19 protein-coding genes are annotated in these 16418 nt (G+C 64.1%); 12 read left to right on the top strand and 7 right to left on the bottom strand.

Features of this window, described 5'->3' with window-relative positions:
- The first annotated feature begins 5 nt into the window (after positions 1–5).
- From REH59_RS11450 to REH59_RS11430, 5 genes are read left to right on the top strand one after another with little or no spacing between them, the layout of a single operon-like run.
- Positions 6–908, top strand: coding sequence for a metal ABC transporter substrate-binding protein (locus tag REH59_RS11450; protein ID WP_003256213.1), 903 nt, complete (start codon positions 6–8; stop codon positions 906–908).
- Positions 905–1651, top strand: a complete 747-nt coding sequence (locus REH59_RS11445) for a metal ABC transporter ATP-binding protein (protein ID WP_012051924.1) — start codon at positions 905–907, stop codon at positions 1649–1651. Before REH59_RS11450 ends, REH59_RS11445 begins: the two co-directional genes overlap by 4 nt.
- On the top strand, positions 1651–2550 hold the full coding sequence (locus REH59_RS11440; RefSeq protein WP_003256215.1) for a metal ABC transporter permease: 900 nt from the start codon (positions 1651–1653) through the stop codon (positions 2548–2550). The genes REH59_RS11445 and REH59_RS11440 overlap by 1 nt, the downstream gene beginning before the upstream one ends.
- Entirely contained in the window at positions 2547–3410 is an 864-nt protein-coding gene (locus tag REH59_RS11435; RefSeq protein WP_014860404.1) for a metal ABC transporter substrate-binding protein, read from the top strand. The genes REH59_RS11440 and REH59_RS11435 overlap by 4 nt, the downstream gene beginning before the upstream one ends.
- Positions 3411–3431: 21 nt before the next feature.
- The gene (locus REH59_RS11430) at positions 3432–3713 is read left to right on the top strand and encodes a hypothetical protein (protein WP_014860405.1); all 282 of its coding nucleotides are present in this window, start codon (positions 3432–3434) and stop codon (positions 3711–3713) included.
- Here REH59_RS11430 and REH59_RS11425 read toward each other — a convergent pair.
- The 6 genes from REH59_RS11425 to REH59_RS11400 form a co-directional block, all read right to left on the bottom strand.
- A complete protein-coding gene (locus REH59_RS11425) occupies positions 3710–4765 on the bottom strand; it encodes a DUF1615 domain-containing protein (RefSeq protein WP_014860406.1) in 1056 nt (351 codons plus the stop codon). The genes REH59_RS11430 and REH59_RS11425 overlap by 4 nt on opposite strands.
- Before the next feature lie 23 nt (positions 4766–4788).
- Complete coding sequence (locus REH59_RS11420) at positions 4789–5340, bottom strand: isochorismatase family protein (protein WP_003256219.1); 552 nt, start codon at positions 5338–5340, stop codon at positions 4789–4791.
- 57 nt (positions 5341–5397) lie between these two features.
- On the bottom strand, positions 5398–6117 hold the full coding sequence (locus tag REH59_RS11415) for a thioesterase II family protein (protein WP_265536635.1): 720 nt from the start codon (positions 6115–6117) through the stop codon (positions 5398–5400).
- Positions 6114–6335: an MbtH family protein gene (locus REH59_RS11410; RefSeq protein ID WP_003256222.1), complete on the bottom strand. Its 222-nt coding sequence runs from the start codon at positions 6333–6335 to the stop codon at positions 6114–6116. The genes REH59_RS11415 and REH59_RS11410 overlap by 4 nt, the downstream gene beginning before the upstream one ends.
- Before the next feature lie 134 nt (positions 6336–6469).
- Positions 6470–6871: a hypothetical protein gene (locus REH59_RS11405; protein ID WP_060538000.1), complete on the bottom strand. Its 402-nt coding sequence runs from the start codon at positions 6869–6871 to the stop codon at positions 6470–6472.
- A gap of 26 nt (positions 6872–6897) precedes the next feature.
- Positions 6898–7782 carry a LysR family transcriptional regulator gene (locus REH59_RS11400; RefSeq protein WP_014860410.1) on the bottom strand — a complete coding sequence of 295 codons (885 nt, stop codon included), beginning with the start codon at positions 7780–7782 and terminating at the stop codon, positions 6898–6900.
- Positions 7783–7928: 146 nt separating this feature from the next.
- Here REH59_RS11400 and REH59_RS11395 point away from each other — a divergent pair, with 146 nt between their 5' ends.
- A complete protein-coding gene (locus tag REH59_RS11395; RefSeq protein WP_014860411.1) occupies positions 7929–8948 on the top strand; it encodes an alpha/beta hydrolase in 1020 nt (339 codons plus the stop codon).
- 204 nt (positions 8949–9152) lie between these two features.
- Here the strand turns inward: REH59_RS11395 and REH59_RS11390 are convergent, their stop codons facing one another.
- Positions 9153–9446 (bottom strand): DUF1330 domain-containing protein, encoded by a 294-nt coding sequence (locus REH59_RS11390; protein WP_003256229.1) that lies wholly within the window; start codon positions 9444–9446, stop codon positions 9153–9155.
- A gap of 78 nt (positions 9447–9524) precedes the next feature.
- Here REH59_RS11390 and ribBA point away from each other — a divergent pair, with 78 nt between their 5' ends.
- The 6 genes from ribBA to REH59_RS11360 all read left to right on the top strand — a co-directional run bounded on the left by ribBA (position 9525) and on the right by REH59_RS11360 (position 16397).
- Entirely contained in the window at positions 9525–10646 is a 1122-nt protein-coding gene (ribBA, locus tag REH59_RS11385) for a bifunctional 3,4-dihydroxy-2-butanone-4-phosphate synthase/GTP cyclohydrolase II (protein ID WP_014859209.1), read from the top strand.
- 369 nt (positions 10647–11015) lie between these two features.
- Positions 11016–12041, top strand: coding sequence for a polyamine ABC transporter substrate-binding protein (locus REH59_RS11380; protein ID WP_014859208.1), 1026 nt, complete (start codon positions 11016–11018; stop codon positions 12039–12041).
- Positions 12038–12955 carry an ABC transporter permease gene (locus REH59_RS11375; RefSeq protein WP_014590488.1) on the top strand — a complete coding sequence of 306 codons (918 nt, stop codon included), beginning with the start codon at positions 12038–12040 and terminating at the stop codon, positions 12953–12955. The genes REH59_RS11380 and REH59_RS11375 overlap by 4 nt, the downstream gene beginning before the upstream one ends.
- Before the next feature lie 6 nt (positions 12956–12961).
- The gene (locus REH59_RS11370) at positions 12962–13768 is read left to right on the top strand and encodes an ABC transporter permease (protein ID WP_003256236.1); all 807 of its coding nucleotides are present in this window, start codon (positions 12962–12964) and stop codon (positions 13766–13768) included.
- Positions 13769–13785: 17 nt separating this feature from the next.
- On the top strand, positions 13786–14934 hold the full coding sequence (locus REH59_RS11365; protein WP_003256238.1) for an ABC transporter ATP-binding protein: 1149 nt from the start codon (positions 13786–13788) through the stop codon (positions 14932–14934).
- A gap of 155 nt (positions 14935–15089) precedes the next feature.
- Entirely contained in the window at positions 15090–16397 is a 1308-nt protein-coding gene (locus REH59_RS11360; RefSeq protein ID WP_014859207.1) for a substrate-binding domain-containing protein, read from the top strand.
- Positions 16398–16418: the final 21 nt, after the last annotated feature.

The raw sequence follows: 16418 nt of genomic DNA, 5'->3' as shown, positions 1-16418 counted from the left end.
CGCCCATGTTTCGCTCCGCCCTCGCCCTGCTCCTGTCCCTTGCCCTGCCGGCAATGGCCCTGGCCGATAACAGCAAGCCGCTGCGAATCGGCATCACCCTGCACCCCTACTACAGCTACGTGAGCAATATTGTCGGCGACAAGGCCGAGGTGGTTCCCCTGATTCCGGCGGGCTTCAACCCGCACGCCTACGAGCCGCGGGCCGAGGACATCAAGCGCATCGGCACGCTGGACGTGGTGGTGCTCAACGGTGTTGGCCATGACGATTTCGCAGACCGCATGATCGCCACCAGCGAAAAACCCGACATTGCCACTATCGAAGCCAATCAGAACGTGCCGCTGTTGGCGGCCACTGGCATCGCCGCGCGCGGTGCCGGCAAGGTGGTCAACCCGCACACCTTTCTGTCGATCAGCACCACCATCGCCCAGGTGAACAACATCGCCCGTGAACTGGGCAAGCTCGACCCGGACAACGCCAAGTTGTACACGCAAAACGCCCGTGCCTACGCCAAGCGCCTGCGCGCCCTGCGCGCCGAGGCCCTGGCCAAGGTCACCGAAGCCCCTGGCGCAACGTTCCGGGTCGCCACCATCCATGCTGCCTATGACTACCTGGTGCGCGACTTCGGTCTGGAGGTGACCGCCGTTGTCGAGCCGGCCCATGGCATCGAGCCCAGCCCGGCGCAGCTGAAAAAAACCATCGACCAGCTCAAGGCACTGGACGTGCGGGTGATCTTCTCGGAAATGGACTTCCCGTCGGCCTATGTCGAAACCATTCAGCGTGAGTCCGGCGTACGCCTGTATCCGTTGACGCATATCTCCTACGGCGATTACACCAAGGACAAGTACGAGGTGGAAATGAAGCGCAACCTGGACACCGTGGTCCGCGCCATTCAGGAGAACCGCGCATGACCGCTGCCGCCAACCTGGCGACAGCCTGCGGGCCGCGCATCGAGTTCACTGGCATCGACCTGACCTTGGGGCGCACGCGTATCCTCGAACAGGTCAGTTTCAGCGTGGCAGCAGGCAGCGTGCACGCCATCGTCGGCCCCAACGGCGGCGGCAAGAGCTCGTTGATCAAGACCCTGCTCGGGCAGATGCCACACCAGGGCCAGCTGACCTTGCATTGGCCTGGTGAGCGCGAAGTGATTGGCTACGTGCCGCAGGCACTGGAGTTCGACCGCGGCCTGCCCATGACCGTGGACGACTTCATGGCCGCCATGTGCCAGCGCCGCCCGGCCTTCCTCGGCCTGTCGCGGCGCGTGAAGCCAGCCATTGATGCAGCCTTGGTTCAGGTTGGCATGCTCGACAAGCGCACGCGGCGCATGGGTGCACTGTCCGGCGGTGAGCGCCAGCGCGTGCTGCTGGCCCAGGGCCTGATCCCCGAGCCGCAGTTGCTGGTGCTGGACGAACCGATGTCGGCCCTCGATGAAGCCGGAATCCAGGTGTTCGAACAGTTATTGCAGGGCTGGCGCCAGGCCGGCACTACCGTTCTGTGGATCGAGCACGACCTGGAAGCCGTGTTGCGCCTGGCGGACCGGGTAACAGGCCTGAACCGCCAGGTGCTGTTCGATGCGCCGCCTGCCCAGGCCCTGACCCCGGAGCGCCTGCTCGGCCTGTTCTCCGTTCACCCGCGTAGCGAGAGCCTTGCCTGATGAGTTTTGAAATCTTTCGCCAAACGGTCCAGGACTGGGCCACTGCCGGCTATCTGCCCGAGGCGCTGGCCTACGGCTTCGTGGTCAACGCCCTGTTGGCCGGCCTGATGATCGGCCCGGTGTTGGGCGGCCTGGGTACCTTGGTGGTGGTCAAGCGCTTTGCCTTCTTCTCCGAAGCGGTCGGCCATGCGGCGCTGACCGGCGTGGCCATCGGTATCCTGCTGGGTGAGCCCTATACCGGCCCGTACGGCAGCCTGTTCGGCTACTGCCTGCTGTTCGGCATCCTGCTCAACTTCCTGCGCAACCGTACCGGGCTGTCGCCGGACACACTGATTGGCGTGTTCCTGTCGGTGTCGCTGGCGCTGGGCGCCAGCCTGCTGCTGATGCTGGCAGGCAAGATCAACGTGCACATCCTCGAGAACGTGCTGTTCGGCTCGGTGCTGACCGTTAGCGCCCAGGACTTGCTCGTGCTGGGCATCGTCGCGGCGCTGGTGCTGGCCTTGGCGCTGCCGCTGTACAACCGCATCATGCTGGCCAGTTTCAACCCGCAGCTGGCGGCTGTACGCGGGGTAGCGGTGAAGACCCTGGACTATCTGTTCGTGGTGCTGGTGACGTTGGTGACCGTGGCTGCGGTGAAGGTGATCGGGGCCATCCTGGTCGGTGCGCTGCTGGTCATCCCGGCCGCCGCCGCTCGCCTGGTCAGTCAGTCGCTCAAGGGCTTTTTCTTCCTGTCGGTGCTGATTGCCACTATCAGTACCCTGCTCGGTATTTTGCTGCCGATCGTTTTCGACCTGCCGGTGCCGTCAGGGGCCGCGATCATCCTGGTCGCCGGCATCTGCTTTGCCCTGGCCGCCCTGGCCCGCGCCCTCGTTCCCCGCCTGCAAGGAAATCCGGCATGAACTTCAAACACCTGACCCTGGCGCTGGCACTGGCCGGCCTGCCGTCCCTGTCTTTCGCCATGCAAGTGCTGACGACCCTGCCCGTCACCCACAGCCTGGCCAGCGCCCTGCTCGACGGCACTGCGGTGCGGCTTCAGCAGGCAGCACCGGCCAACCTGCCTGCCAGCCGCCAACCGTCGTATTTCAGCGGGCGTGGTGGCGCAGGCCTGCACAAGGCCGCCCAGCAGGCAGATGCGGTGATCGGGGTGCGTTCGATCTGGCGTGACGACCCGCTGTACCCGATGGCCCGACGCAGCAATATCCGCATTGTCGAGATCGATGCCGCGCGACCGGTGGATGGCGCACTGCCGGGCATTGCGGTGAACGGTGACGATGCCTATGGTGCTTACCCCTGGCTCAACCCGACCAACCTCGGACGCATGGCCGACGTGGTGGCCAATGACCTGGAGCGCCTGGCGCCGGACGACAAGGCAAAGATCCAGGGCAACCTGGCAGGGCTCAAACGCCAATTGCTGGAGCTTTCGGCCAACAGCCAGACGCGGCTGGCCAAAGTCGACAACCTGACGGTGGTGAGCCTGTCGGAGAGGCTGGGATATCTGGTCAACGGGTTGAACCTGGATGCGGTCGAGCAGCCACTGCCGGCCGAATGGGATGCGGCCGCCCTCAAGGCGCTGGGAGAGAACCTGAAGGCGCAGGACGTGGCGCTGGTGCTGGACCATCGTCAGCCGGACGCGGCAGTGGCCGAGGTGATCAAGGCGGCTGGGGCCAAGCTGGTGGTGGTGGAGAGTGACCCTGAAGATGCGATTGCGGGGCTCAAAGCCAGCGTTGACCAAGTGGTTGGGGCATTGGGCGGGCGCTGATCGGACAGGCCCGCGCGGTGGATGGCACGGGCCGTCGTAGGCGCGGGTTCACCCGAGAAAGGGCCGAGCCTGCTGGCCAAGTTCCACCCGCCGTTCGCCGTTGCTGCCACTACCGTATTCGCGGGCAAGCCCGCTCCTACATTGGACACGCGTCAGTGGTTGAGCGCAGGCCGTCGTGTAGAAGCGGGTTTAACCGCGAAGAGGCCGGCCCTGCTGGCCAATTTCCACCCGCCGATCACCGTTGCCGCCACCACCGTATTCGCGGGTAAACCCGCTCAAGGATCGCGGTTGCTGCCAAGCTAACGCTTCATGCACCGCTGATAGCGCTCATCCACCCGCCCGGCAAACCAGGCCGTGGTCAGCTTGCGGGTAATCTTCGGGCTCTTCAGCTCGATGCCCGGTAGCACTGCACGGGGCACCGGTTTGCCGGCTTTGGCATCCGCCAGGGCGAACACCCCGCTGTACAGCTTGCTGTCCTCGAACGCCAGGCTGTCGGCCTCCTCCAGCTGGCTTCGGATCTGCGGGTTACGCAGCCCCAGCTTCACCCCCAGCTTGCGCGCGGCCAGTTCAGTCGTCCCCGGCATGATCGCCCCTGGCGCCACCAGGTCGCCGTCCAGTGCCAACTTCACCCCCGTGACCTTGCTCAATGCCGCCTGGAATGCCGCATTGCGGCTGGCGTACCAGCCTGCGTTGAAATCGGCGAAACGGTAAAGCTGGCGCTCGTAGTTGGCCGGGTAGCCCAACAGGTGGGCAATACCGAAGTACATGCCGCCGCGCCGGCTGAACACTTCCTGGCGAATCGTGCCTTCATGGCTGTAGGGGTAATCCCTCGCATGCTTTTCGGCAAAATCGATGCTGACTTGCATCGGCCCGCCGGTGTGCACCGGATTCAGCCCGCCCAGCAAGGTCTTGCCCAGCGGCACGCGAGCAACGACTTCGTCGTACAGTTCGCTCAACTGCTTTTCGCTGCGCACCGTCTGCAACCGCTGCTGGTAGCTCTTGCCGTTGCCCGACGGCGTCTTCAGCGCACCGTCGACCAGCAGTTTGGGAATATGCAGGCGCGCAGCGCGGCGGTCGATCTCCTGGCGGGCGATACGCCCAAGGTTGGGCACCTGGGGGTCCGCAGTGAAGGTCGACTCCTGTTCGGTCACCGCCAGCACTGCGCACAGGTTACTTTTACTGGGCGCTATGCGCTGGGCTTCGAAGGCTGCCTGGATATCGTTGGCCCAACCCTCGCGGTCCTTGACCTGGGCGGGTAACAGCCGCAGGAGCTGCGCACGGATTTTGGCCGGGTCCGCTTCGGGCGCGTCTTCCCGGCGCCCGGCACAGCCTTGCAACAGCGCCAGGGCCATCATCGAAATGGCCAGTAACCGGCCGTTCAGGGCTGTTCACCGACCAGATAGGTTTTGCTGATGTGGCGGAACTGCGGGTGCCCGGCACTGCCCATCAATTCGAACAGCACCATCTCGCGGGTCACTACCTGCGCGCCGGCGGCACGCATGCGCGCCAGGCCTGCGGCCTTGCTGGCCGGCGTGCGGCTGTCGCAGGCATCCTCGACCACGAACACTTGCTTGCCCAGTGCCAGCAGGCCGAGCACGGTCTGCAGCACACAAACATGGGTTTCCATGCCGCAAACGATCACCTGCTCGCGCGCCATCAAACTGGCCGGCAGGCACTCGGCAGCCACGCAGGAAAAGTGACTTTTTTCCACCACTTCAGCTGCCGGCGCTGCGGCCAGCAGTTCGGCCAGGGTATGGCCCAGGCCTTTGGGGTACTGCTCGGAAATCACCGTCGGCAGCGCCAGCTCGGCAGTCGCCGCCAGCAACCAGCGGGCCCGCGCCCGAGTGCCTTCGGGGTCGCTCATGGCACCGATCAGTTTTTCCTGGATGTCGACGACCAGCAGCGTGGCCTTGAGTGGATCGATCAGCATTGTCTGCCTCTTGCCTGGGAAAAACCCTAGCCTCCCCCAGGCAAGCGGTGACGTCAATCAGGCGGACAGCCGAAGCGGTTGCAGCGACGCGGTCAGCGCAGCGAGCACACGGTCTTCCTGCTCATGGATGAAGAAATGGCCACCCGGGAACATCTGCAGCGAGAACGCGCCGTGGGTTTCACTGCGCCATGCCCGCAGTTGCTCATCGCTGGCCCGGTCTTCCACGCCACCCAGCACATGCAGTGGGCACTGCAACGCCGGTCGCTGCCGGTATGTGTAAGTGCCGCACAGCAGAAAATCGGCGCGCAAGGTCGGCAAGGTCAGGCTCATCAGCTCAGCGTTGACCAGCACTTCCTCAGGCGTGCCCTGCAGCGCGCGCAACTCGCTGATCAGCTCGGCGTCGCTCTTGGGCTCGCGCCAGTTGTTGCCGTCGTAGTCCTCACGCCGGGTAGGTGCCGCGGTGCCGCAGGCGAACAAGGCCAGCGGCGCCGGGCAGCCCAATGCCTGCAGCTCATGGGCCAGCTCGAAGGCCAGCAGCGCACCCAGGCTGTGACCGAGCAACGCATAAGGAGCGCTTGCCGTCAGGCGCTGCTCGCTGGCCAATTGCCGAGCCAGCACTTGCATGTCGGTGTGCAGCGACTCTGCCATGCGCGCCCCCCGCCCAGGCAATTCCACCGGGCGCACCTGCAACCAGGCCGGCAGCTTGCGCCGCCAGCGGCTGTAGACCATGGCGCTGGCCCCGGAGTACGGCAGGCACAGCAGGTTCAGCACGGTCACTGGGCGGCAGCTTCGGCCATTTTCTGGCGCAGGCTCAGCGGGCGCATGTCGGTCCAGACTTCATCGATGTAGGCCAGGCAGTCCTTCTTCAGGCCGCTTTTGCCCACGGCTCGCCAGCCGTTGGGGATGGCTTTGTAGTCGGGCCAGATCGAGTATTGCTCTTCGTGGTTGACCACTACCTGGAACTGGATATCGTCGCGGTCGAAAACGGAAGTCATTGCCTGTCTCCTTAAATGATGATGCCGCTGCGCGCCTGGCGCAGGGTGGCTTTCAAGTAGACGTAGCAAGCGCTGTAAAAATTAACGGAATTGACGCGCCCCCAGGTGGGATCGACCGGTACAGGTATCAACGCTCAGGTATCGCGCAACAGGTCGTGCGTATCGAGCAACCGGAACGCAACCTGCGGATTACGCTCCAGCCCGCGCCGGATCGCCGCCGGGATAGACTGCCGGGTCTTGCGGCACAACCCGGGTTGCTCGTCCAGTTCGATGACGATGCCGCGCATGGTCCGTACCTCGTTGTAACCGGGGGCGATGTGCACGCGGATGCCGAGGTTTTCGTACAGGCGCTGCTGCAGACGTTGAAGGTCTTCCAGGTCCTTCAGGTTTTCCAGCCGTTCGAGCAGGCGTTTTTCTTCCTGCCGGGTCAGCAAGAGGATGCGCTGGGCGGCCTGCGGATGGTCGGCCAATTGCTCGCGGCCGCAGACGCAGGCGCCAGGGGGGCAAGGTTGGCGTAAAGGAACGGGCGTACTCATAGGGCAAGCATAGCCTGTACCGACGGTCAGAGCTGCGCCAGCCGCGCACGCAGGAAGCTGACAAAACCCTGCACCGGCCGCGCCACCTGCCGGTGCTGCGGATACACCGCCGACAGCTGCAGCGCAGGCGGGCGCCACTCATCCAGAACGGTCACCAACTGCCCCTCCGCCAACGCCTGCCCAACGATAAAGGTCGGCAGGTAAGTGACCCCCATCCCAGCAATCGCAGCCCCCCGCAGCAACTCGCCATTGTTCGCCCGCATGCGCCCGGTCACCTGAATTGCCTGGGTTTTGCCACCTTTGTGGAATTGCCACTGCACCTGCCGCGAATGCCCATAGGGCAGACAATCATGCGCGGCGAGCTCATCCGGTTTTCCCGGCGCTCCTCGTGCTTGCAAATACGCCGGGCTCGCACAGTAGACCCGCTCGACACTGGCGATACGCCGGGCAATCAGGCTGGAGTCCTCCAGTGCACCAATCCGCAGCGCCAGGTCATAGCCTTCACCAATCAGGTCCACGGCGCGGTCGCTCAGGTCTACTTCTACATCAACCTGGGGGTGCAACTGCAGAAACTCGGTCAGCAGGCAACCCAGGTGCGCCATGGCAAACGACAGCGGCGCACTGAGGCGCAAGGTGCCGCGCAGGACCTGGGCCTGGCCGCTGATGTCGTGCTCGACCTGCTGCACTTCACCCAGCAGGCGCAGGGCCGACTGGTAGTAGTGCTGCCCCAGTGGCGTGGCATCGAGGCGCCGGGTGGAGCGGTTGAGCAGGCGCACGCCCAGGCGCTCTTCAAGCTGCATCAGACGCCGGCTGACCGATTGCTTGGACATGCCCAGACGGTCGGCGGCAGCGGTGAAACTACCGGCCTCCATCACCTGGGCAAAGATCCGCATGTCTTCGTAAGGGTTCATTGTCTCGCTCTTGCTGACAGTCAAACACTTTATAGCGGCTTTTTCCCACGAGTGCATCTGCCTAATCTACGCACAAGTCGCAGCGACGGCCCCTCAGGCCAGGCAAGACGCCCACTACCAACACTTGCACAGAAAAGGATTCGCTTATGAACATTGTCCACAAAGCCCTCACCGCCTCCCTCCTGGCCCTGTCCGTTTCCAGTGCCTTCGCCGCAGGCAGCCCTGGTGTCGAACAACACACCCAGGCCTTCCTCGAAGCCCTGGAGAAAGGGGGTGGCAAGCCGCTGGAACAGCTCTCACCAAACGACGCCCGCGCGGTACTGACCGGCGCCCAGGCCTCGGTAAAGGTCGACCTCTCGGGGATCGAAGTGAAGGAACGCACGATTCAGGTCAATGGCCAGTCGATCAAGCTGCAAGTGGTACGCCCGACTAATGTCAAAGGTGATCTGCCGGTGTTCATGTTCTTCCACGGCGGCGGCTGGGTGCTGGGCGACTTCCCGACCCACCAGCGACTGATCCGCGACCTGGTGGTCGGCTCGGGTGCGGTGGCGGTCTATGTGGACTACACCCCGTCACCGGAAGCGCACTACCCGACGGCGATCAACCAGGCGTACGCCGCGACTCGCTGGGTGGCCGAGCATGGCAAGGAGATCGGCGTGGATGGCAAGCGCCTGGCTGTAGCCGGCAACAGCGTTGGCGGTAACATGGCGGCGGTGGTTGCACTCAAGGCCAAAGAGGCCGGCACCCCTGCCCTGCGCTTCCAGCTGCTGCTGTGGCCGGTGACCGATGCCAGCTTCGAGACAGCATCGTACAAGCAGTTTGCCGAAGGACACTTCCTGACCACCGGGATGATGAAGTGGTTCTGGAACAACTACACCGTTGATGCAAAGGCGCGGGCGCAGATCTACGCCTCGCCGCTGCGGGCGTCCGCCGAACAGCTGAAGGGCTTGCCACCGGCCCTGGTGCAAACGGCTGAGTTCGATGTGCTTCGGGATGAAGGTGAGGCGTATGCCCGCAAGTTGAATGCGGCGGGCGTGACAGTAACCTCGGTGCGCTACAACGGAATGATTCATGACTATGGGCTGCTCAACCCGTTGAGCCAAGTGCCGGCAGTAAAGGCGGCGCTGCGGCAGGCGGGCAACGAACTTAAAGTGCATCTGCAGTGAGGCAATGAGCAATAGACCCGCCTGGGCGGGTCTTTTGCTTCTATTTGCGGAAACGGCCCGCAGGCTTCAATGAATCTGCCATCGGTGCGGCAGGTCCGGCCCTTTCGCGGGTAAACCCGCTCCTACACAGGCCACCACAAACGTCAAATTCTGTGGTGGCCTGTGTAGGAGCGGGTTACCCGCGAAAGGGCCGGCAAATCCTGCTCAGGGCTCAAACCCTTCCACAATGATCACCTCAGCCTTCGCCACCCCTTGGCGATGACTGCATGCCTCTTGGTACAGCGCGGAGCGGTAACAGGCGACGGCCTGCGCGTACGAATCGAACTCGATCACCACACTACGCTGAGGCGTAGCCCTCCCTTCCATCGCCTCGCTGCGCCCGCCACGGGCCAGGAAGCGCCCGCCGAATGCCTTGAAGGCAGCCGGGGCGCGCTGGGTGTATTGCTGGTACTGCTCGGGGTCGGTCACGTCCACATGGGCGATCCAGTAGGCCTTCATGTGCAGCTCTCCTGTTACGGCGATATTTGTGTATGATGGTATACCATAAAATTCACCCCACCACAGTGAGCGTGCACCATGGCTTTCAACACCATCGAGGAACTTCTCGAGGACTACCGGCAAGGCAAGATGGTCCTGCTGGTGGATGACGAGGACCGGGAAAACGAAGGCGACCTGTTGATCGCCGCCGAGCGCTGCGACGCCCAGGCCATCAACTTCATGGCCCGCGAGGCGCGCGGGCTGATCTGCCTGACCTTGACCGACGATCACTGCCAGCGCCTGGGCCTGGAGCAGATGGTTCCGGCCAACGGTAGCGTGTTCAGCACCGCGTTCACCGTGTCGATCGAGGCGGCCACCGGGGTCACCACCGGCATTTCCGCCGCTGACCGGGCACGCACCGTGGCAGCGGCCATGGCCCCCAACGCCCGCCCCGAAGACGTGGTACAACCTGGCCACATTTTCCCCCTGCGGGCACGCGAAGGCGGCGTGCTGACCCGTGCCGGCCACACCGAAGCCGGCTGCGACCTGGCACGCCTGGCCGGCTTCAGCCCGGCCTCGGTCATCGTTGAAGTGCTGAACGACGACGGCACCATGGCCCGTCGCCCCGACCTGGAAGTGTTCGCCGCCCGGCATGGCATCAAGATTGGCACCATCGCCGACCTGATCCACTACCGCCTGAGCACCGAGCAGACCATCAAGCGCATCGGCGAGCGCGAGCTACCGACCGTGCATGGCACCTTCCGCCTGGTCACCTATGAAGACCGCATCGAAGGTGGCGTGCACATGGCCATGGTCATGGGCGACATTCGCCGCGAACAGCCGACCCTGGTGCGGGTGCATGTGATTGACCCGCTGCGCGACCTGGTGGGCGCCGAGTACGCCGGCCCCGCCAACTGGACGCTGTGGGCGGCGCTGCAGAAGGTGGCTGAGGAAGGTACTGGCGTGGTGGTGATCCTGGCCAACCACGAATCCTCCCAGGCCTTGCTTGAGCGTGTGCCACAACTGACCCACCCTGTGCGGCCCTATCAACGTGGCCAGTCCAAGGTGTATTCCGAAGTGGGTACCGGGGCGCAAATTCTGCAGGACCTTGGCGTGGGCAAGCTGCGTCACCTGGGGCCACCGCTGAAATACGCGGGGCTGGCGGGCTATGAGCTGGAGGTGGTGCAGAGCATCCCGTTCGAGCCCGGGATTGCAGGTTGATATACGGTCCCTGTGGAAACGGGCAAGCCCACGAAGCAGACACCGCGGGGCATGGCACGGGCTTCGCCCGTGTTCGCGGGCCCGCCCGCTCCCACAGAGACCGCGCAAGCTTTTAGACCCTGTTCAAATCAATTTCCCCGATCAGCAACGGGCCCGTGCCTGAAGGCAGAGTGATGGCCGGTCGCCCCATACCTCTTGCTAAAATCTTGGAATACCATAATATGATATCCCGTAGACCTTAAACCTGCAGGCCGGCACCTACAATTAAAAACGGCCATCAGAACACTTTGTTTTAGCTGCTCCCCGAACATTATTGGCGGGCGCACCACAAGCCCCGCCTCGAATAACAAAAGCAACGAGGGCGTAACCATGCTGTTAAGCAAACGTGTAACCGCAGTGCTGTCCGCCAGCCTGCTGACCCTGGCATGTCAGGCCGCCCAGGCCGCCGACAGCCTCAACTTCGTCAGCTGGGGCGGTACGACCCAGGACGCCCAGAAAGAAGCGTGGGCAGTACCGTTCACCAAAGCCACGAACATCAAGGTCGTGCAGGACGGTCCCACCGACTACGGCAAGCTCAAGGCCATGGTCGAGAGCGGAAACGTGCAGTGGGACGTGGTCGACGTCGAGGCCGACTTTGCCCTGCGTGCCGCCAGCGAAGGCCTGCTCGAACCCCTCGACTTCAACCAGATCAAGCGCGACAAGATCGACCCACGCTTCGTCTCCGACCATGGCGTCGGCTCATTCTTCTTCTCCTTCGTGCTCGGCTACAACGAAGGCAAGCTCGGGGCCAACAAGCCGCTGGACTGGACCGCGCTGTTCGACACCAAGGCCTACCCCGGCAAGCGAGCCCTGTACAAATGGCCCAGCCCCGGCGTGCTGGAACTGGCCCTGCTGGCCGACGGCGTAGCCCCCGACAAGCTGTACCCGCTGGACCTGGACCGCGCCTTCAAGAAGCTCGACACCATCAAGAAAGACATCGTCTGGTGGGGCGGTGGCGCCCAGTCACAGCAGTTGCTGGCCTCAGGTGAAGCCTCGCTCGGCCAGTTCTGGAATGGCCGTGTCTACGCCCTGCAGCAAGACGGTGCACCGGTGGGTGTGAGCTGGAAGCAGAACCTGGTCATGGCCGACTTCCTGGTCATCCCCAAAGGCGCCAAGAACAAGGAAGCGGCCATGAAATTCCTGGCCAACGCCAGCAGCGCCGAAGGCCAGGCCGAATTCGCCAACAAAACCGCCTATGCGCCGGTCAACGTCGACAGCGTGGCCAAGCTGGACAAGGACCTCGCGCCAAACCTGCCGACTGCTTACGCCCAGGACCAGGTCACCCTCGACTTCGCCTACTGGGCCAAGAACGGTCAAGCCATCGCCGCGCGCTGGAATGAGTGGTTGGTCAAATGAAAGTCGCCATCAACGCCCTGCACAATGCGCAAGGCACCCCCACGGGTGCTGGCGCCCCGGGCACCGCCCCGCGCCGCGCAAGCCTGAGCCAGCGCTGGAAAGGCAGCCGCAACCTGCTGCCCGCCCTGCTGTTCCTTGGCGTGTTCTTCTTCGCCCCGCTGGTCGGCCTGCTGCTGCGCGGGGTGCTGGAACCCACCCCGGGGCTAGGTAACTACGAGCAGCTGTTTGCCAACTCGGCCTATGCACGGGTGCTGTTCAACACCTTCTCGGTGGCCGGCGTGGTTACCCTGATCAGCGTGCTGCTGGGCTTCCCGCTGGCCTGGGCGATCACCCTGGTGCCCAAGGGGTGGGGCCGCTGGCTGCTGAACATCGTGCTGCTGTCGATGTGGACCAGTCTGCTGGCGCGCACCTACTCGTGGCTGGTGCTGCTGCAGAGCTCGGGCGTGATCAACAAGGCGTTGATGGCCATGGGCATCATCGATGCCCCGCTGGAAATGGTGCACAACCTCACCGGCGTGGTAATCGGCATGAGCTACATCATGATCCCGTTCATCGTGCTGCCACTGCAGGCGACCATGCACGCCATCGACCCGATGGTGCTGCAGGCAGGTTCGATCTGTGGTGCCAGCCCGTGGACCAACTTCTGGAAGGTGTTCCTGCCGCTGTGCCGCTCGGGGCTGTTCTCCGGGGCGCTGATGGTGTTCGTGATGTCGCTCGGTTACTACGTCACCCCGGCGCTGCTGGGGGGCGCGCAGAACATGATGCTGCCTGAATTCATCATCCAGCAGGTGCAGTCGTTCCTCAACTGGGGCCTGGCCAGCGCCGCTGCCGCACTGCTGGTGGCGATCACCCTGGTGCTCTTCTACCTGTACCTGAAGCTGCAGCCGGAATCCCCGGTTGGCAACGCGAGGTAAACCGCCATGCTCCTGTCTCCCAATGCCATGGGCCGCCCGCTGCGTACGGGCCTGTACCTGACCACCGGGGTCATCGCGGCCTTCCTGCTGCTGCCGGTGGTCTTCATTGTGTTGCTGTCATTCGGCTCGTCACAGTGGCTGGTGTTCCCGCCACCGGGCTGGACCTTCAAGTGGTACGGCCAGTTCTTCTCCAACCCGGAGTGGATGGACGCCGCACTGGCCAGCCTGAAGGTGGCCGTGCTGACCACCATCGCCGCCGTGCTGCTGGGCCTGCCCAGCGCATTCGCCCTGGTGCGTGGCCGCTTCCCGGGCCGCGAGCTGCTGTACGGGCTGTTTACCATGCCGATGATCGTGCCGCTGGTGATCATTGCCGTGGCGGTATACGCACTGTTCCTCAAGCTAGGTTACACCGGCACGCTGTTCGCCTTCGTGGTCAGCCACGTGATCGTCGCCCTGCCGTTCACGATCATCTCGATCATCAACTCGCTGAAGCTGTTCGACCAGTCGATCGAAGATGCTGCGGTGATCTGTGGTGCCTCACGCCTGCAGGCCATTTTCAAGGTCACGTTCCCGGCCATCCGCCCCGGCATGATCGCCGGTGGCCTGTTCGCTTTCCTGGTGTCCTGGGATGAAGTGGTGCTGAGCGTGATGATGGCCAGCCCCGACCTGCAGACCCTGCCAGTGAAGATGTGGACCACCTTGCGCCAGGACCTTAGCCCGGTCATCGCCGTGGCTTCGACCTTGCTGATCGGCCTGTCGTTGCTGGTCATGTTCATTGCCGCCGCCTTGCGCCGGCGCACCGAAAACGCCTGAGCGCGGAGAAAACAACAATGAGTGCAGTGATCAAAGACAACGCGCACGGCAAAACCCTGGTCAGCCTGCGCGGCCTGAACAAGCACTACGGCGACTTCACCGCCGTGGACAACCTCGACCTGGAGATCCAGGACGGCGAGTTTCTGACCTTTCTTGGTTCCAGCGGCTCGGGCAAGTCCACCACCCTGTCGATGCTGGCCGGCTTCGAAACACCCAGCAGCGGCGAGATCCTGGTCGACGGCCAGTCGCTGGTCAACGTGCCGCCGCACAAGCGTGACATCGGCATGGTGTTCCAGCGCTATTCGCTGTTCCCGCACCTGAACGTGCGCGACAACATCGCCTTCCCGCTGGCCATCCGCAAGCTCAATGCTGCCGAAACCAGCAAGCGCGTCGAGGCCATGCTCAAGCTGGTGCAACTGGAGAAGTTCGCCCACCGCAAGCCGTCACAGATGTCTGGCGGCCAACAGCAGCGCGTGGCGATTGCCCGGGCGCTCGTGTACGAGCCACGCATCCTGCTGATGGACGAGCCGCTTGGCGCGCTGGACAAGAAGCTGCGTGAAGACCTGCAAGACGAACTGCGCCAGCTGCACCGCCGCCTGGGCATTACCATTGTCTACGTGACCCACGACCAGGAAGAGGCGATGCGCCTGTCGCAGCGCATCGCCATCTTCAGCCACGGCAAGATCGTCGGCCTGGGCACCGGGTACGACTTGTACCAGAATCCGCCGAATGCCTTTGTTGCGTCGTTCCTGGGCAACTCCAACTTCCTGCGGATCAAGGCCAGCAGCAATGGCGCAGGCAGCTTCGAGGGCCAACCAGTGGCCATCCGCCTCACCCCAGGCCTGGCCGCCGAGCAGGATGCGCTGATCATGGTGCGTCCGGAAAAAGCCCTGGCCCTGACCGCCGAACAAGCGGCGCGCGAGCCATTGCCGGCAGGCTGGAACGAGGTCAGTGCCAAGGTGGGCGAAGTGCTGTTCCTGGGTGAAAGCCAGACCTGTCATGTGGTGACTGCAGGGGGTACCGAGCTGACGGTGAAGGCCCTGTCGGCCGCGGGCATGCCCATGCAGCCGGGCGACAGCGTGAAGGTGCGTTGGGCAGTGGCAGACGCTTGCATTTATACCGAATGGGCCGAGAGCGACCTGAGCAAGTCGGCCGGGGCGCATTAACCTCTTCAGCGTTGCAGCGCCTGCCAGATCGAGCGCCGCCCGCGCGGCGCACGATCTGGCAGGCGCTGCACGCTGGAAGGTGTACGCTCCCGTCACATTATCATCACGCCACTGTCGTAATCTGCCGGCCAACACTGTGCCATAGGCCACCCGGCATGCTCCGCCTGCTTGTCTTGCTGCTCACCCTGCTTCCACTAGCGACCTTGTCTGATCCCCTGCATCTGCGTGTCCAAGGCTCCAACACCATCGGCGCGGCCTTGATACCGGCGCTGGTGCAGGGGCAATTGCGCGCGCAGCAGGCCACCGCCATCGCACAACAGCCAGGCAAGGTCGCCAACGAGCGGGTGATTACCGCCCGCGACGTGCATGGTCAGCCCTTGCGCATCGACATTGCCGCCCACGGTTCAAGCACAGGCTTTGTCGCGCTGGGCCGTGGCGAGGCTGACCTGGCCGCCGCCTCGCGACCGATCAACGACAGTGAAGTGCGCCAGTTGCAGGCGCTGGGCGACCTGCGCGCAGCCGGCGCAGAACAAGTGATCGGCCTCGACGGCGTCGCGATCATCGTCCACCCCGACAACCCGATACCCCAACTGGACACCCGGCAACTGGCGCAGATTTTCTCCGGGCAGATCCAGCGCTGGGAACAACTGGGCATACCTGGCGGGGCCATTCATCTGTATGCCCGTGACGACCGTTCCGGCACTTTCGAGACCTTCAAGGCGCTGGTGCTGGAACCTCAGCACGGCGAACTTTCGGCCAAGGCCAGGCGCTTCGAGTCCAGCGACGAACTGGCGCAACGCGTGGGTACCGACCGCCAGGCCATCGGTTTCAGCAGCCTGGCCGCCGTACACGGGGCCAAGGTGCTGGCGGTGGCCGAAGGCGACGCGCCGGCCATGCTGCCAGAGCGCGCACGTGTGGCCAGCGAGGACTACCCGCTCTCACGGCGCCTGTACTTTTACCTGCCGGCCAACCCCAAGCCCCAGGCCAAGGCCCTGGTCGATTTCGCTCAGAGCCCGGCCGGCCAGGCGATCATCGCCCAGCAGGGTTTCGTTTCGCAGCAGATCAAGGCCCTGTCTGTCGCCCCCCAAAGCGACATGCCACCGCGCTATCGCATCCTGGCCCTGCAGGCGCAGCGGCTGAGTGTGAACTTCCGCTTCCAGGAAGGAAGCGCCAGGCTGGACAACAAGGCCTTGCGCGATGTGCAGCGGGTGGCAGAGTACCTGCGCCAGGCCGGGAAGCTGCAGGGCAAGGCAGTGCTGGTGGGGTTCGGCGACCCCAAGGAAACGCCTGGGCGCGCAGCCCTGCTCTCCCGCCTGCGTGCGCAAGCAGTGCGCCGCGAACTGGCGCGCGGTGGCGTGGAGGTGCTGCAGGTGACCGGGATGGGCGATGAATTGCCAGTGGCCGGCAATGAACAGGAGCAAGGCCGGCTGCGCAACCGGCGGGTCGAGGTGTGGGTGTATTGATCCGGCCTTGTACACACCCCT

Origin of the sequence: Pseudomonas sp. BO3-4, from assembly GCF_034044115.1 — a bacterium.
Lineage (GTDB): Bacteria > Pseudomonadota > Gammaproteobacteria > Pseudomonadales > Pseudomonadaceae > Aquipseudomonas > Aquipseudomonas alloputida.
Note: the sequence above shows the minus strand (reverse complement) of the source record. Positions and strands in the feature narration are given on the sequence as shown.